Raw genomic sequence first — 24,777 nt, 5'->3', positions numbered from 1 at the left:
TCGTGTCATTTATCCGCTTATTTCAGCAGATCAACCAGACGCTGGGCGTCACCGATGTAATTGGCCGGGGTCAGCTTCTTCAGCTCTACCTTCACCGCTTCCGGCAACTCCAGGGTGTCGATAAAGGTGCGCATCCCTTCGGCATCGACGCGGCGACCACGGGTCAGCTCTTTGAGCTTCTCGTAAGGCTTCTCGATACCGTAGCGGCGCATCACGGTCTGGATCGGCTCGGCCAGCACTTCCCAGTTGGCGTTCAGGTCAGCGGCCATGGCATCACTGTTGGCTTCCAGCTTGGAGATGCCCTTGAGGGTCGCCTGATAGGCGATCAGTGAATAACCCACCGCCACACCCAGGTTGCGCAGCACGGTCGAGTCGGTCAGGTCGCGCTGCCAGCGGGAGATAGGCAGCTTGCTCGCCAGATGCTGGAACACGGCGTTAGCCAGACCCAGATTGCCTTCGGAGTTTTCGAAGTCGATGGGGTTGACCTTGTGCGGCATGGTGGAGGAGCCGATCTCGCCCGCGATGGTGCGCTGCTTGAAGTGACCCAGCGAGATGTAACCCCACACATCGCGGTCGAAGTCGATCAGGATGGTGTTGAAGCGGGCCATGGCATCGAACAGCTCGGCGATGTAGTCGTGCGGCTCGATCTGGGTGGTGTAGGGGTTCCAGGTCAGGCCCAAGGAGGTCACAAACTCCTCGGAGAACTGGTGCCAGTCCACATCCGGATAGGCGCTGATGTGGGCGTTGTAGTTGCCGACCGCACCGTTGATCTTGCCGAGGATCTCCACTGCCATGATCTGCTTGAACTGGCGCTCCAGACGGTAGGCGACGTTGGCCATCTCCTTGCCCATGGTGCTCGGGGTGGCAGGTTGACCGTGAGTGCGGGAGAGCAGCGGCATGTCACGGTATTCGTGGGCCAGACGCTTGAGTTCGGAAATCAGCTTCTCGCAATAAGGCTTGATGACCTCTTCGCGGGCGGTTTTCAGCATCAGACCGTGGGAGTTGTTGTTGATGTCTTCCGAGGTGCAGGCGAAGTGGATGAACTCGCTGACAGCCGCCAGCTCCGGGTTCACTTCGACTTTCTCTTTGAGGAAGTACTCCACCGCTTTCACATCATGGTTGGTGGTGCGCTCGATCTGTTTGATGCGGGCGGCGTCACTCTCGTTGAAGTTGCTGACGATGCCGTCGAGCAGGGCGTTGGCGGCCGCGCTCAGGGCAGGGACTTCCGGGATCCCGGCGTGGCTGGCCAGTTTTTGCAACCAGCGCACCTCGACTTCGACGCGAAAACGCAGCAGGCCGAATTCGGAGAAGATAGGGCGCAGGGCATCGGCCTTGTCGCCATAACGACCGTCAATCGGGGAAACAGCAGTCAGCGCGGACAGCTCCATGGGGTGAACTCCTGATGATTTGTGTGGGGGATCCGTATCCACTCGCGCGTGGGGCTGAGTCGTCATCAAGGCGGTTGTGCGGCTGTTCACCCTGATGTCGACCTCGGCTTGTCCGCGCGCGAGCCGATGATTAGTAACGTTTGGCCAGCTCCACCATCTTCTTGCGAGCGAAGATGATCTGGGTCCGGCTGCCACCGAGCTGACGCCACAGCACGCAGGCACGAATGCCCGCCAGCAGCAGGGCACGCACCTTGTGCTGCACCAGCGGTTGCTGCAGGAACAGCGGGGTACCCGCCACCTGGATGCGCGGCCCGATGGGGCTGATAAGATCGCTGTAGATGCTCGCCATGTTGGCCAGGATCTGCTCGTCGAGCAGATCGAAGTGCTGTTGCTGGCGGCCAATCTGGCTGATCCGCTCACCCAGCATATTGAGAATGTCCTTGCGCTTGGCCAGCTTGCGCTCCAGCGCAATCAGGCTAACCACGTAGCGGGTCAGCTCGGCATTCTTCTGGCTGCCATCGGCCCCCAGCTGCTCGACCAGCGCACGGTAGCCGTCGCGAATGGCCAGATGGGTGTTGTTGAACACCTCGAGCGGCTGGCTCGGGTTGGTCACCAGAATGCTGGAGAGGCTCTCGCGCAGGGCGGCCTCGTCACAGCTGCCGTCTCGGGCCACCTTCTGCACCAGATACGCGGCCTGGCAGATGCCGGCAAAGGCCATGGTTCTGTCTTGGAATTTGTCGCTCATATCTTCACGGCCCTGTTTTGTTCATTCACTGGCAGATGCCCGCTGCAGGCCATGATCCGGCCTTGAAATTTGTCGCTCATATCTTCACGGCCCTGTTCTGTTCATTCACTGGCAGATGCCCGCAGCAGGTCATGATCCGGCCTTGGAATGTATCGCTCACGTCTGCTGCCTTCTGTTAAGGATTCAAACCGGATGGCTGAAACGTTGTTCGATGATGCCGCCGCCCAGACACACTTCCCCGTCGTAGAAGACGGCGGACTGGCCCGGAGTCACCGCAGCCTGTTTCTCGTCGAAGATGACCCGGATGGTCTCGTCGTCGATGGGCTGGATCAGGCAGGGGATATCCTGCTGACGGTAGCGGGTCTTGACGGTGCAGCGACGCGGCTCGCGAATGGGGGTGCGATCTACCCAGTGCAGCTGGCTGGCAATCAGGCCATCGGAGTAGAGGCGGGGATGTTCGCCCTGCGCCACCACCAGCACGTTGCGCTCGACCTCTTTGTCGACCACATACCAGGCCTCTTCGGTGGCATCTTTGCGACCACCGATACCGAGCCCCTTGCGCTGGCCCAGGGTGTGATACATCAGACCCTGATGCTCGCCGATCACCTTGCCATCCACGGTCTCGATTTTACCGGGCTGGGCGGGCAGGAACTTGGCCAGGAAGTCCTTGAACTTGCGCTCACCGATAAAGCAGATACCGGTGGAGTCTTTCTTCTTGGCGGTGATGAGATCCAGCTGCTCGGCGATGCGGCGCACTTCCGGTTTTTCCAGATCGCCAACCGGGAACAGGCTCTGACCCACTTGCTTTTCGCTCAGGGTATAGAGGAAGTAGCTCTGATCCTTGTTGGTATCGAGACCACGCAGCAGGCGTGGGCGGCCGGTGCTGTCGTCACGGCGCACATAGTGGCCGGTGGCGATATAGGTGGCACCCAGCTCTTCGGCGGCAAATTCGAGGAACGCCTTGAACTTGATCTCCTTGTTGCACAGGATATCCGGGTTCGGCGTGCGGCCTGCCTTGTACTCTTCGAGGAAGTGCTCGAACACATTGTCCCAGTACTCGGCCGCGAAGTTGATGGTGTGGAGTTTCATCCCCAGCTTGTCGCAGACGGCCTTGGCATCAGCCAAATCCTGGGCGGCAGAGCAGTACTCGTCCGTGTCGTCTTCTTCCCAGTTCTTCATGAACAAGCCTTCGACCTGATAGCCCTGCTGCTGGAGCAGGTAGGCCGAGACGGAAGAATCCACGCCGCCGGACATGCCGACGATCACCTTGATTTGGCTGTTGTCTGTCATTAGTCGAAGTTACCAGTTCGTTTAAACGGGGCGTATTCTACCAGAGTTTTGCGCCCCCGGTCACATATCCATGCCGCAGTTCCCATCGGGAGCTTGATAGCAGGAAATCGTTTTTCTGTTGTTGGTCTTTGTTGCCGAAAAATAGTGTCAAATGGCCTCAAATAAAGGCCTTGAGGGCCGAGAGCGGCAGGCGGGTACCCGCCAGATAGTCCTGAATGCACTGCCATACCAGCGGGCTGCGCAGGGCCGGTTTGCACTCGGCAATTTCTTCCAGAGTGAGCCAGTGGCAAGCCAGCACATCGCCGTCAGGATCCTCTGGATGGTGCTGACCAGGCGCTTTTTCAAGGTCGAAGATGATGGCGGTGCGCACATAGGTGGCCTCGCTGTCGGCCGGTTTGAACAGATAGGTGCCAAGCCAGGCGGTCGGCGTGGCGGTCAGCCCCGTCTCTTCTTGCAGTTCGCGGCAGGCCGCTTCCAGCAGGTTTTCTCCCGGCTCCACATGACCGGCGGGCTGGTTGAAACGGCGCTGGCCTTTTATCTCCTCTTCCACCACCAGAAAGCGCCCCTGCCACTGCACCAGGGCGGCGACTGTCAGGCGCGCCTCCATGCGGGCATGGCTGGTGGTCGATTGCTCTGCCTGATTGCTCATCATGACTCCTTGTCGCTGCTATTGGGATTGCCCGCGCGGGCGGGTCTGCGCATTGTGTTGCGACTGCCACCGCGCCCGCTGCTGCGGGGTTTGCCGCCGGTCGGACTTGAGGTTGAACGCTCGGTTGAGTGAGTGCTGCGGGGACGCTCGTCCCGTCCCGGCTGGCTGGCCCGCCGTGGTGCATCCCCTGCCGGTTTGGCGGTATGAGCCCCCGCACGGGAGGACGATGGACGCGGGCGGCTGATGGAGAGCGGCGCCAGCTCGGGGGCGGGCAGGCTGCGGCTTGTCCCCGGCGCCAGATCATCTAACGTCCAGTCGCCGATGGCGTAGCGAATAAGGCGCAGGGTGGGGTGGCCGATATGGGCAGTCATCCGCCGTACCTGCCGGTTGCGCCCCTCGATGATGGTGATCTCCAGCCAGCTGGTGGGGATCTCCTTGCGCTCGCGAATGGGCGGATTTCGCGGCCACACCGCAGGTTCATCCATGATGCGCGCTCCGGCGGGCAGGGTCATGCCGTCGTTTAGCTCGACGCCGGCGCGCAGGGCGGCCAGTTTCTCTTCGCTGGGGATGCCTTCCACCTGCACCCAGTAGGTCTTGGGGGTCTTCTCCCCCGGCTGGGTGAGGCGCGCCTGCAGCTTGCCGTCATTGGTGAGCAGCAACAGTCCCTCGCTGTCGCGATCGAGCCGCCCCGCGGCATAAATGCCGGGCTCCTTGATGTAATCCTTGAGGGTCTCCCGGCCCGCCTCATCGGTGAACTGGCAGAGCACCATGTAGGGCTTGTTCAACAGCAACAGCTTGCGATCCTCGGGGGCCAGCTCCGGTTTGCGAGGGGCGGCATGGCGTGGCGCGGCTGGTTTGGCTGCCGTACGTGGGGCTTTATCGCGCGGCGTACGGCTGACAGAGAGACGGGAGCGGGGAGATTTCATCGGATACACACTTCAGACAGACGATGGCAGCGAGTGTACCACAGGGTGCTGAGGGCAGGATGAATGGCTGGCGTCACAACAAGTAGCGCCCACAGCTAATTCGTCTAGCTCAGCAGGCTCTCGATGACGATAGCCTGACGGGCGGGGCCCGAGCCCGCCTGCAGCAGGGCGTGGCTGACCACATCGTCGATCATCGCCTGCGCCAGTCGGGTGAGGGGGCGCAGGGTCTCCCGTCCGCTGCCGACCGGCACCGCCAGCAGAATAATGGTCTGCACCGGCCCGATTTGAGAGCCCCACTCGATGGGCTCTTTGCAGCTAAGCAGGGTCAGCGCAGGCTGGCTAATCCCTTCGCTCAATACATGGGGCATGGCAAGGCCCGGGCGAATGATGGTGGCCGAGACCTGCTCGCGCCGCTCTACCGCGGCGGTCAGGGTGGTGCGGTCGGTGACCAGCTCGGCGGGTAGCAGATCGACCAGATGCTCGAGGGCCTCGGCTTTGGTCAGCGGCTCGGGGCTGTGGGCCAGCTGGCGCAGGGCAAAATGGTAGTCGGGCAGGGCGTTGGCCAGTCGCAACTCCGCCAGTGCGGCGGTGCGCGGGCGCACCAGCGGTTGACCCAGCTCCCCGCACCAGCAGGTGAAGGCCATATGGGCCAGTTCGGCATCGCACCCTTCGATCTGCAACTGGCAGAGATCGCCGGGCTGGGTGGCGAGGGTGAGCAGAGAGAGCTGGTTGCTGGCGGCAACGGTCTGGCGCCGGGTGAGGTTGGCGCAGCGGATGGTGGATTTGAACATCCCCGCCAGCCGGTTCAACTGCTTGGCCTGGGTGATGCTCAACCCCTGCTGGCAGTAGAAGGTGATCTCGCGGGTCAGCATCAGGCCGGGATCGGCAGGGCCTTGAGTACGGCGTTGGCATCCAGCAGCACGGTTTCCAGTGTCACCTGATGGATGGGGCAGCCGAGGAAGCGCTCTTTCTGCTCAATCTCGATATCGGAGGCAATCAGCACCAGATCGGCGCTGGCAATATCGCGGGCGGTCAGCATGTTCTCCATGCCCATGGCGCCCTGTGTTTCGACCTTGATCTTGAGCCCCAGCGCAGTGGCGGCTTTTTGCAGGGCATCGGCAGCCATATAGGTATGGGCAATACCGGTCGGGCAAGCGGTGACGGCGACGATCTTCATCTGCTCTCTGTGATGCTGACAAGGGGGAGCCACAAGATAGCGCCAGCGGGGGGCTTTTACCAAAAGTCCATATGAAAAGTGGGATCTTGATGGGGATATGCCTGCCCCTTGAGCGGCAGTGCAGGCAGATGTCGGGCCAGTCGGGTGTCTGGTTTCCCAAAACAACAAGGGCCACCCGTGTGGGTGGCCCTGAACAATCTGCGTCTGTTGTTATGGCTATCAGGCGGTCTGGGCAGCCAGCTCGGTGGCCTTCAGTTCGCGCTTGATGCGGCGGATCTTGCGCTCCTCGGCCACTGCGACACAGGCCATCAGCACCAGACAGGTGGCTGCGGCGATGTCCAGCGCAGCGAAGGTGCCGGTCCAGCCGGTCAGACCGAAGATGGGAGTGCCATCGGCGATCATGCCCAGACCCAGTTTGGCGAAGCTGTCACCAATCAGGTAGGCAAAGGTGCCCTTGACGCCATCGGCCACGCTGATGCCCTGCTTGGGTACGAAGCCCACGGCGGCCACGCCGATCAGCAGTTGCGGACCAAACACCAGGAAGCCCAGGGTGAACAGGGAGCCCAGGAACATGAACTGGGTTGTCGCATGCTGGTAGAGACCCAGGGTCGCGATAATCAGTGCCAGCGCCACGCAAGCCACCAGACCACGACGGCCGTTGGCCAGATCGGAGAGGTAACCCCACATCAGGGTGCCGACCAGTGCGCCCACTTCGAAGAAGGTGAAGCCCTGAATGGCGATCTCTTTGGAGAAGCCCAGTACCTGGTGAGCGTAGACGGTGGACCACTGGTCGATACCGATGCGCACCACGTAGAGGAAGATGTTGGCAAAGCAGAGCAGCCAGATCACCTTGTTCAGCAGCACGTACTTCACGAAGATCTGACCCTTGGTCAGCTTCTGCTCTTCGGTGGCGATATCCTCTTCACTGGCCACTTCGTCAAACAGCTCTTCCACCTTGCCCAAGCCATAGGCTTCCGGTGAATCGCTACCAAAACGCAGGCCGATAAAGCCGACGACCAGCGCGATGATGGACGGGAAGATAAACATGCCGAGCACGTTGCCATCAAACAGGTAGTTGGCACCGAACAGAGCCACACCGGCCGCACCGGCACCGCCCACGTTGTGGGAGAGGTTCCACATACCCAGATAGGTGCCGCGCTTGTTGCGAGGGGTCCACTTGGTGATGGTGGAGTAGCTGCACGAGCCACCGCAGCTCTGGAAGAAACCGCTGGCCGCGTAGAAGAAGATCATGAAGTAGAGGCTAAAACCCGTGCCGCCCATGCTGGCACTGAAGCCCAGCATGCAGAGCGCGGAGAGGATCAGCATCAGCGGCAGGAACTGCTTGGTGTTCTTGCCATCGGCGTAGTAGGAGACGATGGTCTTGCCCACCCCGTAGGTGATGGAGAAGCCAAGGCCGATCATGCCGAGCTCGGTCATGGAGAGACCGTACTCCTGGATCATGTCATTTTGCGCAATGTTGAAGTTCTTGCGGATCAGATACATGGTCAAATAGCCAATAAATACAACCAGATAAGATTGCATAAACGGCTTGAACCAGAGCTTGCGCCGGGCTTCAACCGGCAGGTCCAGGGTGGGGACCCGGACCTGTTGGAGAAATTTCAACATCTTCGTTCATCCTCTGCGAGATAGACGGTATTTCCGCCGCGCCCCTCATTTGTAGATAGGTTGTAAGAGGTCACGCCACGGAAGGGGGAACGGAACGTCAGGGGCTGCCAGCCGTTGCTGCGCTCGACGCTCCATCCATATAAACCCGGGCCCGGCACGGGATGACGGGGCACATTGCCCGTCGTGGTGCGGGTCACGACATCAGGTGAGGTGACTCTAATCAGGGGTGAAATAAATGGCTTGAGAGCCATCCCTAGTGGGGCTAGGAAATTTTCCTAGTTTTTGCGCTTTCGCGGACAAAGCGTGAGAAACATCACACCGCTGATGCCGGATTGCTGCCATTTCAGCCAGCTGGCGGGGGGAAGGGCATCTTGCAAGCGGTGGCGCGAGAGGTGGCGCAGAGAGAAAAAGGGCCAGCCCGAGGGATTGGCGGACTGGCCAAAGAGGGGGACAGGAGTGCCCGGTGCACTCCTGCGTATTGTCTAGACCCTCAAGGTGGAGAGATTGTCACTGTGTGGGGAGGATTCCCCTTCACAACTCAACGCGACCGCCCGGGCGACCAGTTGCTGCAGGGCAAGCTGGATCTGCGCGGCCTCGCTGTTTGCCAGCGGCAGCTGGCACCAGAGGAGCAGATGATCGTCCTGACCCAGCGCCACCCGGATGGTCGAGGGCTCGGGGCTAAAGAGGTTGCCGCGCAGCAGCTCGCGCGCATGCGCGTCGCTGCCAAGGGCGCCGGCACGCAGAAACATGACCATGCTCTCTGTGCCTAGCGGGGCCAGATGAATGGCCCAGAGCCGGTCCAGGGTGAGGCAGGCATGGCCCGTCTCGTCCTGTTCGATAGTGTCGATGCCAAGGTGGGCGGCCAGTTCGCCCAGACGAGTGACATAGAGGTTCATGGTGTGGATCATCCCAGATAGTTGTTGCTGACGTTGAAGCGGCCCTTGTTCTCATCCTGCGGACGGCAGAAGTGGCATACCAACTGGTCGGGCAGCCACCCTACCGTGTCTTGGAACCCCTGCAGCAGATCTGCGAAGTGAACCCCCTTGGCCTCACGGTTGAGCAGCACAAAATCAAAAGGCTGTTCGGCCCCGTTGCGGTTCATCCGGCCGATCAGCTCGGCAGCCTGCTCCGGTTGGGTGCGAATGCCGCCATCGAGCCGGTAGTTGGTCGCCTCCCGGCTCAGGGTGCCGTAGATCTGGCTCTCGTCGTGAAAGCCGACCAACCCATCCTTGAGCTTCTCGGCGAAAGCCATGGTGTTGGAGACCAGCACATTGTTGCGGGTCGAGGCGAAATCAAATTCGATCCCCTCCGGCTTGGTAAAGGTGCCCTCATTGATGCCACTGCCGTGGGAGGAGAAGAGCACGTTCCGGTTCAGCTGCTGCTGGCCGCTGAACAGATAGGCGATCTCCTTGCCATTGATGATGATGGGGGTGATGGCAATCTGATGTTGCCGCTCAAGCGAAACTCGCGTGGCTTCAGGCAGATTGGTGCCATTGACCTTGATGTGCTGGCCATCGCTCAGGCGAGCGGCAATACCATTTTTGGCAAATAGGCTGTCGGCCTTGGCCAGATCTTCGGCCCGCATGGCGCTCTTGCCGGGAATATGGATACCGTAACTGCCCGGTTTGCTGGCGCTTGGCCAGATGGCCGGACGGTCAAAATCGGCAGCCGGCTTTTCTGCCAGCACACTGACGGCGCCGCCCCAGCGGGCTTCCAGCTGTCTGGTCAGTTGGCCAGCACTGTAGGCATCCAGCTGGCGCTTGGCATCGGCCAGAGTCGGGGCGTGTTTCATCCCTTCGCCCGGAATAAAGACGCCGAACTGTCCCGGCTTGCTGGCACTGGGCCAAATGGCTGCGCTATTGCTGCCGGGGGTCGGTTTGCTGGCCAATACCTGCACATCCTGCCCGGCGAAGTGGTGGCAGAGATCAACTGTGTTGTTCTGCTGGCGGGGCGGGAGGGCCGGCGCCGGTTTGGCCGGACGCTCCGGCAACGCGGGTGGCAGCTGACGAGCGGCGGCATCAAGCAGCAGCTTGGCATCGGCGAGGGAGAGTTGGTCGGATCGCAATCCGGCGAGAATGGCGTTGCCCCCCTTGTCCTGATGCAGGGTGAAGCTGGCGATATGCGGCAGCAGCCCGGCGACCTCCTGCTGATTGAGGGAGATGTTGCGAACCTGCTCGAAGACGGCGTGGGCAAAGGCACGCTCCTGTGACGAGGCGCCGACCCCAGCGCTGGCTGCGCCCTGGTTAGCCAGGCGGCCTGCCTGCTCGGCATGGCCGAGCTGATTGATCTGTTGATTGACGAGTGTTTGTAGGGCGTGGATCTGCATTGAACCTCCGGTCTTATGTATGACGAGGATTCTATGAAGATGACGGCGGGGGCTCCGTCACTAAACAGCGCTTAATTTGTAGAAAATGGTTGTTGTGCATGGCCAAGTGATTGCAGGAAAAGAAAAAGAGGGGCCACTGGGCCCCTCTTTGATTGCAGGTTGATTGCAGGTTGATTGCAGGTTTCAGCAGGAGGTGGGCACTCAGGCCGCTTTGGCCAGGGTCACCTCGTCACTCTTTTTAACCCGCAGTTTTTTCAGGGCAACCGCCACCACGCCGGTGACTATGGCGCCGCAGACCATGCAGAGCAGCGCCAGCAGCGGCTTGTTGACCGCGCCCAGCAGGGCCACGATGGGGCCACCGTGGGCGACGCTGTTGGTGATGCCGAACAGGAAGGCCATTACCGCAGCGGTCATGCTGCCCAGAATGTTGGCCGGGATAACGGCCAGCGGATCACGAGCGGCGAATGGAATCGCCCCTTCGGAGATACCCACCAGACCCATGGCACCGGCGGCTTTGCCCGCTTCGATTTCAGAGGCATCGAAGATACCCAGCTTGCGACCGAGTACGGTAGCTAGCGACATGCCGAGCGGCGCGGCAGGGATGGCGCAGGCCATGGCACCCATAAACTGGGTCTGACCGGAGGCGATCATGCCCACCGAGAACAGGAATGCCACCTTGTTGACCGGACCACCCATATCAAAGCCAGCCATACCCCCCAGCACGATACCCAGCAGCACCAGACTGCCACCGCTCATGGAGAGCAGCATGGCGTTGAGGCCTGTCATCATGTCGGCAATCGGGGCGCCGATGATGAAGATGAATACCGCCGCGATAAACAGGGAACCGACAATGGGGGCGATCAGGATCGGCACCAGCGGTTGCACCATCTTGTGGTACTGACGGGTCGCAATCCAGCGCACCAGATAGCCGACCAAGAGGCCCGCAATGATGGCACCGATAAAGCCGGTTCCGGCGTCAGCGCCGTAGAAGCTGCCGTTGTTGGCGATCCAGCCGCCGATAAAGCCCGGTGCCAGCGCCGGACGATCACCGATGGCGTAGGCGATATAGCCCGCCAGAATGGGGATCATCAGGGTGAAGGCGGCCACGCCCACGTTGAGGATCTGGTTCCACATGCTCCCTTCCGGGATCTGCATGCCGCTCGGGGTCGGGTTGCCGCCGATGGCCAGTGCCAGCGCAATCAACAGACCGCCGGTCACCACGAACGGGATCATGTGCGATACGCCGTTCATCAGGTAGCGATAGAGATCGGAACTGCCGCCCGCGCTCTTCTCTTCACCTTTTTTATCTTCTTTGCCAGCCACATAGGCCGGAGCTTTCAGCGCCTGCTCAATCAGACCCTTGCCATCCTTGATGGGGGCCTTCACGCCGGTCTTGATCAGCGGCTTGCCAGCGAAGCGGGCCATGTCCACCTGCTTGTCACAGGCGACCACGATGGCGGTGGCGCGGGCAATCTCGTCCGCGGTCGGGCTGTTCTTGACGCCGATGGAGCCATTGGTCTCCACCTTCACCTCATAACCCAGCTCGCGGGCGGCGCGCTCCAGCGACTCGGCCGCCAGATAGGTGTGGGCGATACCGGCCGGGCAACCGGTGACACCTATGATGAAACCCTTGCTGGTGGTCGGGGCCGCGCTCTGCTCCTCTTTCTTGGCCAGCAGCAGCGCCAGCGCGTCGGCCGGGGTTTTGGCCGCCAGCAGTTTGGCGATAAAGCCCTCTTCGATCAGCTTGCCGGAGAGCTCGGCCAGCACCTCGATATGGTGATTGGCGCCGCCATCGGGGGAGGCGATCATAAAGAAAATGTGGGACGGCTTGCCATCTTCGGCGCCGTACTCGATGCCGTTGCGGCTGATGCCGATGGCGACCGCCGGGTTGCACACCGCCGCACTCTTGGCGTGGGGCAGGGCGACGCCCTCCTCAAAGCCGGTGTTGCCCAGCTCTTCGCGGGCCCACAGATCCTTGATAAAGGCCTGCTCGTCGCTGACCTTGCCTTGCGACGCCAGCAGGCGGGCCATCTCGGTGAAGACCTCTTCCTTACGCGTCGCTTTCAAATCGAGGTTGATCAGATGTTCATTGATCAAGGTGGTGATCATGGCGCTCTCCCCGCTTCCGGTGACGGAAGCTATGCGTGAGTACGTATCGACGTACTGGATAAAAATGACCTGATCATTATCGCGGCTCACTCGCCCCCTCCCTATCGGACAAATGTGCTAATCACTGGATTTTTGTGCGCAGTAAAACGCGATGTGATGAAGATCCCGTTTTCAGGCAGGACTCGCCATTTTCAGGTCATTGCTAATTTTTTCTTTAAAAACAATTAAGTGAATTGGTATCAAGCGTGCGACAAGGTTTGTTATGCGTCATATCAATAAATTAATCACCTGCGGGGTCTGGATTTATATGTGGTTTAACGGTGCCGCGAGATGTGACTCTTATCACAAAAAGTCGCAGTTTCGCCGGGCGGATTAGGATTTTTATGCGCTATTTTTCCCCTGCCTTTTGTCCCCGCTGATAGCGGGTTGGCGCGCCCTGGAATGATGTTCTGGCGGGAGAGCATGAGTCCCGAAACCTCTTCGTTGGAAAAAATAGTTTATTGCATATGCCATAAACTGGGCGTATACATGGCATATGCCAATTACGGCGGCATCATGATCAGACGCTTATCGAGCCGAATGATGCGTGACTAAACCAGGAAAAGTTGATGCGTACGGCTCTTCATCTGGTTGCTGCAAGAGGCTGGGAACATGGCCATGCCAACCGGCAAGCCTGCGGGAAGACCCTGAACAAGGGGGCGAGCGCAGAGCGCCAAGGGGCAGGGCCGGAATATCAACAGTGATAGCAGGAGGTCAAATGACCATCATCACAGCCATTCCGATGAATGACGACCATATCGCAGGACATTTTGCCAAGGCAGAACGCTTTGTATTCGTAGACGAACAGGGGAGCACCCTGACAGAGATCGCCAACCCGGTGGCTGGCAACGAGTGCAAAAGCGCGCTGGTGGAGCTGTTCAGCGCTCACGGGGCTAGCCGCATCGTGCTGAAACATATCGGTAGCAAGATGCTTGGCAAGTTGCTCGGCAGCGGGCTTGCCGTCTATCAGTCCAGTCTGGGGCGTCTGGCCATGGCCGACATGCTGAGCAATGAGTCGGGCAATCTGACCGAGCTGACATCCGCTGAACAGGGCAGCGCATCGCGCTGCGCCGAGGGTGCTGGCCATCACGGCAAGGGAAGCCATCAATGCGCCCCCCATGGCCGCCTTGGCAAAGGGGGTTGCTGCAAGTCTGCCTCCGGACAACAGCAGGGCTGTCAGGGTAACCGTCAGCGCAACCACAAAAAATGTTGTGAAGAGTAAGCACAACCACTAGGCCGAACTGGAGGGGAAAGTTGATGGAAAACCTGAATCAAGAGGGTAAGCGAATCCCCTCCATAACCAAGATTGCACATATGCCTGTCACACTGTTTTCAATCATCATGGGGCTGACGGGGGCGGCGATTGCCTGCCGTAAGGCGTTTCCGGATCTGCTGTTACTGCAGTCGGCAGGGTTCCTGTTCGGGGTCTTGTCATCTCTGCTACTGGCGACGTTTCTGGTGATGTATGGCTGGAAAATCCTCAGACACAATGACGAGTTCCGGCATGAGCTGAAACACCCGGTCAGGATCAATTTCTTCCCGACCATCTCAATCAGCCTGCTGCTGCAATCCGCCTACTGGGCCAGCTGGCATGATGCGGCGCTGGCCCTCTGGTCGGTGGGAGCCAGTTTGCAGCTGATCTTCACCCTCTACATCATGAGCAACTGGATCCATCGCGACCATTTCACTATCACCCACACCAATCCGGCATGGTTTATTCCGATTGTCGGCAATATCGTGGTGCCCCTTGGTGGCATGCCGCTTGGCTTTCACGAGATCAGCCTGTTCTTCTTCAGCATTGGCCTTATTTTCTGGTTCTCTCTGCTGACCATAGTGCTCTATCGGCTGTTCTTTCATGAGAACCTGCCCGAGAAACTGATGCCCACCATGTTTATTCTGTTGGCACCACCCTCCATCGGATTTATCTCGTATAGCGAAATAGCCAGTTCCAGCGATCTGTTTGCCCATATCATTTATTATTTTGCGCTGTTTGTATTTATCTTGCTTATGTACAACACTCTCAGTTTTTTGAAACTGAAATTCTTTCTCTCTTCGTGGGCATACTCATTTCCATTGGCGGCATTTTCCGCAGCCTCGGCCATGTTTGCCGATGCAACCGGGAATTTCATTCCATATTATCTGGCCAAAATAGTGGTGTGCGCCCTGATTGTATTGATCATCTGGTTAATCAGCATGACAGTGCAGTCATTCTACAAAGGTGAGATTTTCACACCGGAGAAATAACGTGATGAAAAATTATCGAGAGATCAATAAAGAACAACACCAGCTTGGTTCTGCTTATCGCAAGAGCAGCCCGGATACCATGAATGCATTTATTGCGCTGCACAAAGCCGTTATGAAAGAGGACGAGGCGCTGGCGCTGAAGTATCGGGAAATGATCGCCCTCGGTATTGGTATCGCTTCCCGCTGCGATGGCTGCATTGCCGCCCATGTTGCCGGGGCCGTGAAGGCCGGTGCTTCGCGAGCGGAACGGATTGCCACCGTGGATGTCGCGGTATTGATGGGAGGCGGCCCCTCCATCATCTATGGCACCCAGGCACACGCCGCCATCGAAGAGCTGCTCTCCTAGCGCTCTGTTCTCAACATGCGAGTGGCCAAATAGCGAGTGAATAGATCAAGTGGATGAATATCAATCAGAGAGCTATCAACAGACCATGATGTCCCACGCCCGTTGCATGGTGTGTGGCACTCATAACCCGGATTCACTGGGAATTCGCTTTTACCAGGGGGAGGAAGGGGCGACGGAAGGGCTGTTTATTGCCAACGAGTGCCATCAGGGTTATAGCGATATTTTGCATGGCGGCATGACCAGCACCCTGCTCGATGCGGTGATGACACATGCGTTGCTGCAACGGGGAATAAGAGGATTAACCGCGGAGCTGACCGTTCGTTTTATTGCTCCCATCGATATCGGCAGCAAAGTAGCGCTGTCGGCCAGAATAGTCGACCAGCGTCACGGTATCTATCGCTTGAATGCCGTAGCGTCGGTCGGCGGGATGATTGTTGCAAAAGCATCGGCCAAATTTATCAAGCCGAAAGCCAATGACAGGAGTTAGCGTGATGAAAAAAGAGAGTATGGTTTTACCAGAAATGGATATCGGTATTTCAGCCGCCGATCGCAAGAAAATTGCAGATGGATTATCGGCACTGCTTGCCGATAGTTACACCCTTTATTTGATGACCCACAATTTTCACTGGAACGTAACCGGCCCGCAGTTCAACAGCCTGCACAATATGTTTATGGATCAATACACCGAGCAGTGGAATGCGCTGGATGTTATCGCCGAGCGGATCCGCGCATTGGGCTTCCCCGCTCCCGGCACATACAAGGAGTTTGTCCGTCTCTCCTCCATTGAGGAGGTCGAAGGGGTGCCCTGTGCCAGTGAAATGCTCAAACATCTGGTGTTGGCGCAAGAAGCCACGGCGAGAACCGCCAGAAAACTGTTCGATCTGGTCGATGCCGTCAATGACCAGCCTACCGCCGATGTGCTGACCCAGCGCATCGATATTCATGAAAAAACCGCCTGGATGCTAAGAAGCATGCTCTCCTGATGGCGTGGGGCTGCCATGCCTGTGGCAGCCCGCTCTTCCCTTACCTGCTCTGCGCAACCGAGTCCTTTGGCTGCTGTCGTTTGGTTCGATAGCGATACACGAGCCAGTCAATTCCCGCCATTGCCGCTGCGACGCCGATCACGATCAGAGTGAGGCGGCCACCCTTCTGCCATGAGAGCAAATCCATATGAAAATCCTGCCGGATAAATTCCGGGAGCAGGCCGATGGGGGCGGTAATTGCCAGCGAGGACATAAGTTTGATGAAAAACAGATAGTCAGGTTTTTGAGTCCGTTCGTATTGATCATTTTTATATGGGGCGCCGTTGTGGTCGTGGCAGGGCGGGAAGAGAGGCATCAATCCAGTCCTTGAGGCCTGTTTTGTTTGGCGACGAATGAGTTCGCATAAGCTGGACTGAGTTCCCTTCCTCCAGTGCTCTACTATTCGGAACAGCTATTTATAGGGGGGGCAAGATAAACGCTTCACACGTCAGTTTAAAATACTGTTCATGCCTTAAATTTCGAATATTAATGTGGTTATTGTAGTTATAAACCCACGTAGATCACAGATAAACCCTACCGTAGCAGGTAGCATGCCCCGACTGGCACTAACAATAAGCGAGAAAAATAACAATGCACTTCACTCTCAAACTGAGCGCGGTGGCGGTACTGCTTGCCCTCTCCGGATGCCAAAGCAGTGACGACAGTACCCCGGGCGATGTCAATCTGCGGTTGATGGAGACCTCCGACGTTCACTCCAACCTGCTGAGCTTCGACTACTACCAGAACAAGCGAGATGACTCGCTGGGTCTTGCCCGCACGGCCTTGCTGATCAAGCAAGCCCGTGACGAGAACGGCAACAACCTGCTGATCGACAACGGTGACCTGATCCAGGGCACTCCCCTGGCTGACTATGTCTTTGCCCAATACAAGGGCGATCCCGATTATCTGACCAAGTCGGCAGGTCACCCCGCCATCAAGGTGCTCAACGAACTGAAATATGACGTGGGCAACCTCGGCAACCATGAATTCAACTACGGCCTCGAGTTCCTGGCGAAAACCCTCTCCGGGGCCCGCTATCAGGTCGTGAATGCCAACGTCTTCGACGGCAACACCCTCAAGCGAGGCAGTGACGGCAAGGTTGACTGGGATGCCATGCCGCAACACTTCAAGCCCTATGTGCTGCTGGATCGTCAGGTAAAAGATGCCAACGGCAAGACGCAGACCATCAAGGTGGGTGTGCTGGGGATGAACCCGCCCCAGATCCTCCAGTGGGACAAGCACAACCTTGAAGGCAAGGTCGTCGTGGCTGACATGGTCGAGACTGCCGAGCACTACATCCCCGAGATGCGTGCCAAGGGTGCCGATCTGGTGATCATTGCGGCGCACTCCGGTATCACCGGCACCCCGCAAGAGCCTCTGATGGAGAACGCCGCCATCTATCTTGCCCAGGTGAAGGGGTTGGATGCCCTGCTGCTGGGCCATGCCCACAAAGCCTTCCCCGGCGAGTATCCCGATATCGAAAAAGTGGATAACAAAACGGGCAAGATTGCTGGCGTTCCGGCCGTTATGCCCGGCGTGACCGGTAACCATCTTGGCATCATCGATCTCAAGTTGACCTATCAGGATGGGCGTTGGCAGGTGGCGGATAGTCACTCTGAACTGCGCAAGGTCAAAGCGCTGCCAAGCGGTGAAGAGGATCAGGGGGTCGTGAATCTGATCCAGACCGTCCACGACGAGACCATTGAGTGGCTGAGCCTGCCTATCGGCAAGCTGACCGCCCCTATTCATAGCTTCTTCTCGGTCGCGCAGGATGATGCCTCCATCCAGATCGTGAGCGATGCCCAGCAGTGGCATGTCGAACAGGTGAAAGCGGATTGCCTGAAGCAGAACGGCCTGAATTGCGGCCTCAAGGAAGACCTGCCCGTGCTGTCGGCGGCGGCGCCGTTCCGTGGTGGGCGCAACGGTCCCAACGACTACACCTGGGTGCAGGCGGGCGACATCTCCGGGCGCAACGTCGCGGATCTCTATGTCTTCCCCAATACCTTGCAGGTGGTGAAAGTCGATGGCGCCACCGTGAAAGAGTGGCTGGAGAAGAGTGCCGTCCAGTATCGTCAGATTGACCCGAACACCGATCAGGCGCAGTGGCTGGTGGTCGACGATTTCCGTCCCTACAACCTCGATGCGATCAAAGGGGTGAGCTACGAGGTGGATGTCACCCAGCCTGCTCGCTATAACCAGGATGGCAAGAAGGTCAGCGACAGCCAGCGCATTAGCCAGCTCACCTACAATGGCAAAGCGATCGACCCGAAGCAGAACTTCTACGTGGTCACCAACAACTACCGCGCCAGCGGTGGTGGCAGCTTCCCGGGCATCAATGGTCAGGCACTGGTACACGAAGATCCGATGGAAACACGGGAAGTGCTCTCTGCCTATGTTAAAGATCTGAGCGATAAAAAATCGGCCGGTTTCGAGGTGAAAGTTGATAACAACTGGCATCTGAAACCGTTGCCCGCCAAGACCAAGGTCTACTTCTACTCCTCGCCAAACTCCGAGGTCGAGAAGCTGGCAGGCCCCACTCTGAAACGGGTGGAAGGCGTGGTGGCCAACGATCCCAAGTTTGCCAATCATGCGATCTACCAGCTGTTAGGTCAGTAATGCCGGGCGGCCTGCGGGCCGCCTTTTTTTGCCCCGCTCTTGCCATTACACGGCTTGTGGGCTGGTCAACTACCCCGGCTGCTGCGCTTGGCTCGATAGCGATGCACGAGCCAGTCAATTCTCGCCATAGCCGCCGCGACGCCGATCATGATCAGAGTGAGGCGGCCGCCCTTCTGCCATGAGAGCAAATCCAGATGCAAATCCTGCCGGATAAATTCCGGGATCAGGCCGATGGGCGCGGTAATAGCCAGATAGGATATAAATTTTCTGAAAAACAGGAAAAACAGATAGTCAGGTTTTGGCGTCTGTTTGTATTGGTCCATCAAGTCTCTTGTTAGCTGTTAACGGTCAGTTGAGTGAGATAGCTATTTACCGCAGCCCGAGTCGTGAAACGGTGCTTGTCATTTGGGAATCGATCAAACAGTTCGCGATGAAATTGGCGGGAACTTTTGCCGGCTCGCTGCCCATATTCCGATGCCCACACCAGCAGTTGTTGAAAGTTCTTTTCCGCAGCCACTGCATCCCGTTGTCTGGCGCTTTGTGATCCGCGCGATAGCAGTGAGTCACGGCATACCGACCAGTCGAGATCGAGAAAGAGCAGGGTATCGGCGGCATCAAGCAGTTGTTCGGCCAGGGCGCCAAATACCCCTTCGACCACCCATGATTAGTCGAGAGCGGGGCAGGGTAAAACTGCGGCTGAGCGAAAACCTGCCAAAGATCAATTAATTACTTATTAAGCGGCTGCTATCCGTCCACTTGGCACAGTGACCGCAGGCAGAGCTTCACCCCTTGTTGGGAAGCACAACCACTCAATACTCCAGAAACGTCTCCCCGCAGCGCTCGCAGATAAGATGTTTTACATGGGTGGCCTGATAGGCGAGGGTCTGGCCGAAGACCGCATTGGTGAGGCTGCTGGAGCGAAAGGCTTGCCAGAAGGCTTTGCGCGGGTCTTTGGGCATCACATCCTGACTGTGATCCCGTGGCACCAACACCACGATATGGCGGGTGCGCTCCCTGCATTTGTCACAGCGATGGATTTCAGTTGGCGGGTTCTGGTCGTGCGGGTTGCTCACAAAGGGGCTCGTGAAGAGAGTGGACGCCCATCATATCCCTCTCCACTTGGCTCTCAATCTCTCCTTGCCAGCGCAGTGAGCAGGCTCACGTTTTGCGCCGCCCTCTTTGTTATTTGACCTCGACAGCCGTCAGCCAGCGCACCGTAACCGCAGCGACTCAGGCCGATTCTCGCTTCTGCGGTGTGCTGGTGAGTGGTGATGTGATGGCGGATGGGGGCAAGTTCGGGCTGCTGCAGACGGGCCAGCCTTGCCAGCTCAGGCCGATGCACGCTTTTGCAGGTTGGGGGTGATGATATGGCGGTTGGGGGCGAGCTCGGGTTGCTGCATCCGGGTCAGCAGCCGTCTTGCCGCCTGACGGCCAATCTCCCGCGCCGGTGAGCTGACGAAGGTGAGGGCGGGAGTAGTGAGTTCCGCTTCTGCCACATCGTCAAAGCCGAGTAGGGCCACCTGCTGGCCGATGTAGTTGTCCTTGCCCACGGTGCGCCCGCTTGCCTCCACCCCGTAAATGCCACCGAGCGCCACCTCGGGGTAGTGGCAGAGAATAGCGGTCACCTTGGGATGCTGGTGCAGCAGCTGGGCGATGGTGTCGGCGGCGCTGCGTTGAGTGCGCTCGCACTCCAGTACCCACTCCGGTTTGAAGGGGAGGCCATATTGCAGCAGGCTGGCGCAGTAGCCGCCGATGCGCTCGGCGCGGGTGAGGGAGTCGGCCCGCCCGCCGACGTAGGCGATATGGCGGTGACCCTGTTCGATCAGATAAGTGGTGGCCTGTTTGGCGGCGTGGGTATTGTCGGGGCCGATAAAGTCCACGTCATCCCGATAGTAGGAGCGGGCGGCGCACACCACCGGCAGTTCGGAATCGAGCAGGGTCTCCAGTGTTTTGGCCGCCGCGCCGCGCACCGGATTGAAGATGATGCCCGCCACCCCCTGCCGTGACAGGGACTGGATGCTCTGCTGCAACCGCTCCGGGCTGTGGCCGCACTGGGTCAGAAACAGCAGGTAGCCCTGCTGCTCCAGTACCTCGCTCACTCCGGCGGTCACTTCGGTATAGAAGGGGTCGGTGATGTCGCGCAGGATCAGCCCCACCAGATTGGATTGCTGGCTGCGCAGGTTGGCGGCGGCGCTGTTGGGCACGTAGTCGAGCTGCTTGATCGCCTGCTGCACCCGCTCGGCGGTGGCCGGGGAGATGCGCCCCTTGCCGTTGAGCACCATGGAGACGGTAGTGACCGAGACCCCTGCCAGCTGGGCGACATCGGTGATCTTGACGTTTTTCGAGACGAGCGGTTTGGATGGCATAGGGCGAACGGGGTGCGATGGCTGGTTGAGTGCGAGGCCCCAGCATACCTGCTCAGATGCTCAAGTGAAACGTTACATCACCATTGGGCCGATCCGGCTCACAAATTTGGATCCTGCTGCCAGTCAGCCCCCTCATTCTGTGATCTTGTCGGCACTTGCAAGTTGATAAAACGATTTATCATCCAACAAAACCTGATGCTGACCCGTGCCTCTGCTTCGAGATTGTCTCGAGCGGGGGAGGGCAGCCACAGACATTGCTGTTTATTCACAAGGAGCCGTTTCATGGCCAAGCCTCAAGCCAAATCCACCATCTGGGAGTTCCTGCAGAGCCTCGGCAAGACCTTTATGTTGCCGGTCGCCCTGCTGGCCTTCTCGGGCATTCTGCTCGGTGTCGGCAGCTCGCTCACCAGCGATGCGGTCAAGCAGAGCATGCCCTTCCTCGACAATACCGTGCTGCAACTGCTGTTCCTCTGGATGACCAAGGTGGGGCTGGTGGCCTTTATCTACCTGCCGGTGATGTTTGCGGTGGCCATTCCGCTGGGGCTGGCGCGAGAAGAGAAGGGGGTTGCGGCCTTTGCCGGTTTCGTCGGCTATGCGGCGCTCAACCTCTCCATCAACTTCTACCTGACCGTGGCCAACGTTATCGGTGATGCAGCGGCGGAGAAGGCCTACGGGGTGAAATCGATCCTCGGCATCAGCTCCATCGACACCGGGATTCTGGGGGCCATCATCGTCGGGGTGATCGTCGCGAAGCTCCACGCCCGTTTCTACACCTACAAGATGCCCGATGCGCTCGCCTTCTTCGGCGGTGCCCGCTTCGTGCCGATCATCACTGTGCTGGTACTGGGTGTGGTCGGCTTGGTCGTGCCGTTCGCCTGGCCCTGGTTTGCCGCTGGCATCAATGGTATCGGGGCGCTGATCTCCCACGCAGGTCCCTTCGGCCCCTTCCTGTTCGGTACCGGTGAGCGTCTGCTGCTGCCGCTCGGTCTGCACCATATTCTGGTGGCGCTCATCCGCTTTACCGAAGCGGGCGGCACCCAGTTGGTATGCGGTCACGAGGTGAGCGGCGCCCTCAATATCTTCTACGCCGAACTCTCCTGCGCCGACACCAGCGGCTTCTCGGTCTCTGCCACTTCGTTCCTCTCTCAGGGCAAGATGCCTGCCTTCCTCGGCGGCCTGCCGGGTGCGGCGCTCGCCATGTATCACTGCGCTCGTCCGGAAAATCGCGGCAAGATCAAGGCGCTGCTGGTCTCCGGTGTGGTGGCCTGCGTCATCGGCGGTATCACCGAGCCGCTGGAGTTCCTGTTCCTGTTCGTGGCGCCGGTGCTCTACGTCATTCACGCCATCCTGACGGGGCTCGGCTTTATGACCATGGGGCTGCTCGGCGTCACCATCGGCAACACCGACGGCAACCTGATCGATTTTCTGGTGTTCGGCGTGCTGCAAGGCACCGCCACCAAGTGGTATCTGGTGCCGGTCGCGGCCGCCATCTGGTTTGCCATCTACTACAGCGTGTTCCGCTTCGCCATCGTGCGCTTTAACCTGAAAACCCCCGGTCGCGAGATTGAGACCAGCGAGGCTGCCCAGCCCGCGGGCAAGAAGGTAGGCAACAGCGGTTACAACGGTGAAATCATCCTCAACGCCCTGGGCGGGGCTGATAACATCCTGGCACTGGACAACTGCATCACCCGCCTGCGGATGTCGGTGCAGGACATGAGCCGGGTCGATGACAAGGTACTGAAGGCGAACGGCGCCATCGGGGTGATCAAGCTCGACGAGCACAACCTGCAGGTGGTGATCGGCCCGCAGGTGCATCTGGTGAAAAATCAGCTGCAGAGCCTGATGGGGGCCTGAACCGGCCAATAAGATCCGAACGGGAGGCGCAAGCCCCCCTTGTTTGCCTCTCCCAATATGTCTCCTGTTTATGGAGGGAGAAACTTCATGCACGATATTTATGACTTCGACCGAGTGGTCGACCGCCACGGCACCTACTGCACTCAGTGGGACTATGTAGCCGACCGTTTTGGCCATGCCGATCTGCTCCCCTTTACCATCTCCGATATGGATTTCGCGACCGCCCCCTGCATTCGCCAGACCCTGGCAACCCGCCTTGAGCACGGGGTCTTTGGCTACAGCCGCTGGAATCATGACGACTTCAAGGGAGCGGTAAGCAACTGGTTTGCCCACCGCTACGGGGCAAGCCTCGACCCCGAGACGCTGGTCTACGGCCCCTCGGTCATCTATGTGATTGCCCAGCTGGTGAGCCTCTGGTCGGCGCCGGGCGAAGGGGTGCTGGTGCATACCCCCGCCTACGACGCCTTCGGCAATATGCTGGCCGCCAACGACAGGGTGCTGCTGCCCTGTCCGCTCAAAAAAACAGAGGGGAGCTACCAGATCGACTGGGTCTGCTTCGAGCAGCAAGCGGCCCGCCCCGATTGCCGGATTTTGCTGCTCTGTAGCCCCCACAACCCCACCGGCCGGGTCTGGACGCGGGATGAACTTGGCCGGATGGCCGCCATCTGCCAGCGCCACGGAGTGAAAGTCATCTCGGACGACATCCATATGGATGTGAGCTTTGCCCGCTACCTGCCGTGGAGCGAGGTGGCATCGGACGATAGCTGGGCGCTGGTGAGCTCGGGCTCGAAATCCTTCAATATTCCCGCCCTTGGCGGCGCCTACGCCTTTATCGCCAACGCCAAGGCGAGAGCCGCCTATCTGCAGCGGCTCAAGGCGGCCCATGGCCTCTCATCACCGCCGATTCTCGGGGTGCTGGCCCATATCAGCGCCTATCGGAACGGCGCTGCCTGGCTCGATGCCCTGAAAGCCTATCTGCATGGCAATCTCACCCAGGTGGCGGCGCGACTCAACGCCGCCTTCCCCGCCATCGACTATCGGATGCCCGAGGGAACCTATCTTGCCTGGATTGACTTGAATGGCCTTGGCATAGACACCACCGAACGGATGGATGCGTTGCAAACCTTGCTGGTGGAGAAATACCGGGTCGCCATCATGCGCGGCGATACCTACGGCCCGGAAGGCAACGGCTATATCCGCCTCAACGTCGGCTGCCCGCGCTCGAAGGTCGATCAGGGGCTCGACGCCCTGATCGGCGCACTGGGGGAGCTGGTGTAAGAGCAAATCCATGTAGCCTGAGAAACCTAACGGGGCCATCAGTGATGGCCCCGTTAGGTGGGGAATATCAAAAAAAGGCGCTGTCCCAATTACGTGTTGAAAGGCTAATCTTGAAGTAGGCCATCACCTTGAGGTCTACCATCATGGATACCCCAGCCTTTCAACACCTGTTGTCACTATTTCCCCAGTTAACCCTGCGCCAGTGCCGTGTTGCTCAGCAAGAGCTCACTGCCCCCCACACCATTACCTCGCTCAATACCCAGTTACCGGCATGCAGTGGCTGCCCATATTGTCAGGCCGATGTCACCCAGCTGGCACCTTGGGGATGGAGTCGGGGACTACGCCGCTACCGTTGCAAACAGTGTCTGCGCACAAGCTCCATCCTCACCAAGACGCCCTTAGCCAGATTGCGTAAAGCACAGTGCTGGGAAGACTACGCGCAAGCCCTCATCGAAGGACTGACCGTCCGCCAAGCAGCGCGGCGCTGTGGGGTCAGCAAAAATACCGCCTTCCTCTGGCGTCACCGCTTCTTGCGCGCGATGGGGCGTTAATGGGATGGTCGCCCCTCCCCAAAACGGCATCTGAGTGCCAAAGTGGCGAATGTAAGTTCCCACTGATGAGAGAGGCGACCACCATGAAGGCTACGACTATCGGCATCGATCTGGCAAAACATCTCTTCCAATTACATGGCGTTGATCAACATGGCAAGACGGTCCTCAAGCGACAGTTGAAGCGGGATCAGATGCTCTCATTCTTTAGCAATCTTCCTCCTAGCC

Annotated in this window: 24 protein-coding genes and 3 pseudogenes; 11 read left to right on the top strand and 16 right to left on the bottom strand. The window is 58.9% G+C overall.

Annotation, left to right across the window (positions count from 1 at the left end; translation table 11 throughout):
* Positions 1 to 17 precede the first annotated feature (17 nt).
* From purB to BN1115_RS04175, 11 genes are all read right to left on the bottom strand, one after another.
* Positions 18 to 1,388 (bottom strand): adenylosuccinate lyase, encoded by a 1,371-nt coding sequence (gene purB / locus BN1115_RS04225; protein ID WP_042656200.1) that lies wholly within the window; start codon positions 1,386 to 1,388, stop codon positions 18 to 20.
* A 130-nt stretch (positions 1,389 to 1,518) separates the two neighbouring features.
* Positions 1,519 to 2,133, bottom strand: a complete 615-nt coding sequence (hflD, locus tag BN1115_RS04220; protein ID WP_005334622.1) for a high frequency lysogenization protein HflD — start codon at positions 2,131 to 2,133, stop codon at positions 1,519 to 1,521.
* A 183-nt stretch (positions 2,134 to 2,316) separates the two neighbouring features.
* Positions 2,317 to 3,423, bottom strand: coding sequence for a tRNA 2-thiouridine(34) synthase MnmA (mnmA, locus tag BN1115_RS04215; RefSeq protein ID WP_005353619.1), 1,107 nt, complete (start codon positions 3,421 to 3,423; stop codon positions 2,317 to 2,319).
* Positions 3,424 to 3,580: 157 nt separating this feature from the next.
* On the bottom strand, positions 3,581 to 4,072 hold the full coding sequence (locus tag BN1115_RS04210) for an NUDIX hydrolase (RefSeq protein ID WP_042656199.1): 492 nt from the start codon (positions 4,070 to 4,072) through the stop codon (positions 3,581 to 3,583).
* Positions 4,072 to 4,998 carry a 23S rRNA pseudouridine(2457) synthase RluE gene (rluE, locus tag BN1115_RS04205; protein WP_042656198.1) on the bottom strand — a complete coding sequence of 309 codons (927 nt, stop codon included), beginning with the start codon at positions 4,996 to 4,998 and terminating at the stop codon, positions 4,072 to 4,074. Before rluE ends, BN1115_RS04210 begins: the two co-directional genes overlap by 1 nt.
* Before the next feature lie 104 nt (positions 4,999 to 5,102).
* Positions 5,103 to 5,870, bottom strand: a complete 768-nt coding sequence (locus tag BN1115_RS04200) for a PTS sugar transporter subunit IIA (protein WP_042656197.1) — start codon at positions 5,868 to 5,870, stop codon at positions 5,103 to 5,105.
* Positions 5,870 to 6,175: a PTS fructose transporter subunit IIB gene (locus BN1115_RS04195; protein ID WP_042656196.1), complete on the bottom strand. Its 306-nt coding sequence runs from the start codon at positions 6,173 to 6,175 to the stop codon at positions 5,870 to 5,872. The genes BN1115_RS04200 and BN1115_RS04195 overlap by 1 nt, the downstream gene beginning before the upstream one ends.
* 219 nt (positions 6,176 to 6,394) lie before the next feature.
* Positions 6,395 to 7,801, bottom strand: coding sequence for a hexose-6-phosphate:phosphate antiporter (gene uhpT / locus BN1115_RS04190; RefSeq protein ID WP_042656195.1), 1,407 nt, complete (start codon positions 7,799 to 7,801; stop codon positions 6,395 to 6,397).
* Between the two features lie 482 nt (positions 7,802 to 8,283).
* Complete coding sequence (locus tag BN1115_RS04185) at positions 8,284 to 8,697, bottom strand: CesT family type III secretion system chaperone (RefSeq protein ID WP_042656194.1); 414 nt, start codon at positions 8,695 to 8,697, stop codon at positions 8,284 to 8,286.
* Positions 8,698 to 8,705: 8 nt separating this feature from the next.
* On the bottom strand, positions 8,706 to 10,127 hold the full coding sequence (locus tag BN1115_RS21235; protein WP_050070485.1) for a hypothetical protein: 1,422 nt from the start codon (positions 10,125 to 10,127) through the stop codon (positions 8,706 to 8,708).
* Positions 10,128 to 10,328: 201 nt separating this feature from the next.
* On the bottom strand, positions 10,329 to 12,236 hold the full coding sequence (locus BN1115_RS04175) for a PTS fructose transporter subunit IIABC (RefSeq protein ID WP_042656193.1): 1,908 nt from the start codon (positions 12,234 to 12,236) through the stop codon (positions 10,329 to 10,331).
* Positions 12,237 to 12,844: 608 nt separating this feature from the next.
* Here BN1115_RS04175 and BN1115_RS22870 point away from each other — a divergent pair.
* Genes BN1115_RS22870 through BN1115_RS04150 form a run of 6 tightly spaced genes read left to right on the top strand, consistent with a single transcriptional unit; the run spans position 12,845 to position 15,848 of the window.
* Positions 12,845 to 12,979: a hypothetical protein gene (locus BN1115_RS22870; RefSeq protein WP_279615281.1), complete on the top strand. Its 135-nt coding sequence runs from the start codon at positions 12,845 to 12,847 to the stop codon at positions 12,977 to 12,979.
* 14 nt (positions 12,980 to 12,993) lie between these two features.
* Positions 12,994 to 13,497 carry a NifB/NifX family molybdenum-iron cluster-binding protein gene (locus BN1115_RS04170; protein ID WP_042656192.1) on the top strand — a complete coding sequence of 168 codons (504 nt, stop codon included), beginning with the start codon at positions 12,994 to 12,996 and terminating at the stop codon, positions 13,495 to 13,497.
* 35 nt (positions 13,498 to 13,532) lie between these two features.
* Positions 13,533 to 14,519 (top strand): SLAC1 anion channel family protein, encoded by a 987-nt coding sequence (locus BN1115_RS04165; protein WP_042656191.1) that lies wholly within the window; start codon positions 13,533 to 13,535, stop codon positions 14,517 to 14,519.
* A 4-nt stretch (positions 14,520 to 14,523) separates the two neighbouring features.
* Complete coding sequence (locus BN1115_RS04160) at positions 14,524 to 14,865, top strand: carboxymuconolactone decarboxylase family protein (RefSeq protein WP_042656215.1); 342 nt, start codon at positions 14,524 to 14,526, stop codon at positions 14,863 to 14,865.
* A gap of 49 nt (positions 14,866 to 14,914) precedes the next feature.
* Positions 14,915 to 15,352, top strand: coding sequence for a PaaI family thioesterase (locus tag BN1115_RS04155; protein ID WP_244152214.1), 438 nt, complete (start codon positions 14,915 to 14,917; stop codon positions 15,350 to 15,352).
* Positions 15,353 to 15,356: 4 nt separating this feature from the next.
* The gene (locus BN1115_RS04150) at positions 15,357 to 15,848 is read left to right on the top strand and encodes a Dps family protein (protein ID WP_042656189.1); all 492 of its coding nucleotides are present in this window, start codon (positions 15,357 to 15,359) and stop codon (positions 15,846 to 15,848) included.
* 40 nt (positions 15,849 to 15,888) lie between these two features.
* On the opposite strand, the gene BN1115_RS04145 is transcribed toward BN1115_RS04150, so the two are convergent.
* Positions 15,889 to 16,203 (bottom strand): hypothetical protein, encoded by a 315-nt coding sequence (locus tag BN1115_RS04145; protein WP_042656188.1) that lies wholly within the window; start codon positions 16,201 to 16,203, stop codon positions 15,889 to 15,891.
* A gap of 275 nt (positions 16,204 to 16,478) precedes the next feature.
* Between BN1115_RS04145 and BN1115_RS04140 the strand changes: the two genes are divergently transcribed.
* Entirely contained in the window at positions 16,479 to 18,503 is a 2,025-nt protein-coding gene (locus BN1115_RS04140; RefSeq protein ID WP_042656187.1) for a bifunctional 2',3'-cyclic-nucleotide 2'-phosphodiesterase/3'-nucleotidase, read from the top strand.
* Between the two features lie 65 nt (positions 18,504 to 18,568).
* Here BN1115_RS04140 and BN1115_RS04135 read toward each other — a convergent pair whose 3' ends face one another.
* The 4 genes and pseudogenes from BN1115_RS04135 to BN1115_RS04125 all read right to left on the bottom strand — a co-directional run bounded on the left by BN1115_RS04135 (position 18,569) and on the right by BN1115_RS04125 (position 20,869).
* Positions 18,569 to 18,826, bottom strand: a complete 258-nt coding sequence (locus tag BN1115_RS04135; RefSeq protein ID WP_042656186.1) for a hypothetical protein — start codon at positions 18,824 to 18,826, stop codon at positions 18,569 to 18,571.
* A gap of 11 nt (positions 18,827 to 18,837) precedes the next feature.
* Positions 18,838 to 19,167 (bottom strand): annotated as a pseudogene (locus tag BN1115_RS21540) (P-loop NTPase family protein); the annotation flags it as partial.
* Between the two features lie 145 nt (positions 19,168 to 19,312).
* On the bottom strand, positions 19,313 to 19,576 hold the full coding sequence (locus BN1115_RS04130) for a hypothetical protein (protein ID WP_042656185.1): 264 nt from the start codon (positions 19,574 to 19,576) through the stop codon (positions 19,313 to 19,315).
* A gap of 255 nt (positions 19,577 to 19,831) precedes the next feature.
* On the bottom strand, positions 19,832 to 20,869 hold the full coding sequence (locus tag BN1115_RS04125; RefSeq protein ID WP_042656184.1) for a Mal regulon transcriptional regulator MalI: 1,038 nt from the start codon (positions 20,867 to 20,869) through the stop codon (positions 19,832 to 19,834).
* Positions 20,870 to 21,151: 282 nt separating this feature from the next.
* Here BN1115_RS04125 and malX point away from each other — a divergent pair, with 282 nt between their 5' ends.
* The 4 genes and pseudogenes from malX to BN1115_RS22135 form a co-directional block, all read left to right on the top strand.
* On the top strand, positions 21,152 to 22,723 hold the full coding sequence (gene malX / locus BN1115_RS04115; RefSeq protein WP_042656182.1) for a maltose/glucose-specific PTS transporter subunit IIBC: 1,572 nt from the start codon (positions 21,152 to 21,154) through the stop codon (positions 22,721 to 22,723).
* A gap of 87 nt (positions 22,724 to 22,810) precedes the next feature.
* Positions 22,811 to 24,001 (top strand): MalY/PatB family protein, encoded by a 1,191-nt coding sequence (locus BN1115_RS04110; protein ID WP_042656181.1) that lies wholly within the window; start codon positions 22,811 to 22,813, stop codon positions 23,999 to 24,001.
* Between the two features lie 143 nt (positions 24,002 to 24,144).
* Positions 24,145 to 24,543, top strand: a pseudogene (locus BN1115_RS21535) (transposase); the annotation flags it as partial.
* A 92-nt stretch (positions 24,544 to 24,635) separates the two neighbouring features.
* A pseudogene (locus BN1115_RS22135) lies at positions 24,636 to 24,777 on the top strand (IS110 family transposase); the annotation flags it as partial.

The sequence above is a fragment of the Aeromonas allosaccharophila genome, from assembly GCF_000819685.1.
Lineage (GTDB): Bacteria > Pseudomonadota > Gammaproteobacteria > Enterobacterales > Aeromonadaceae > Aeromonas > Aeromonas allosaccharophila.
This window is presented reverse-complemented; position numbering and strand designations above follow the sequence as displayed.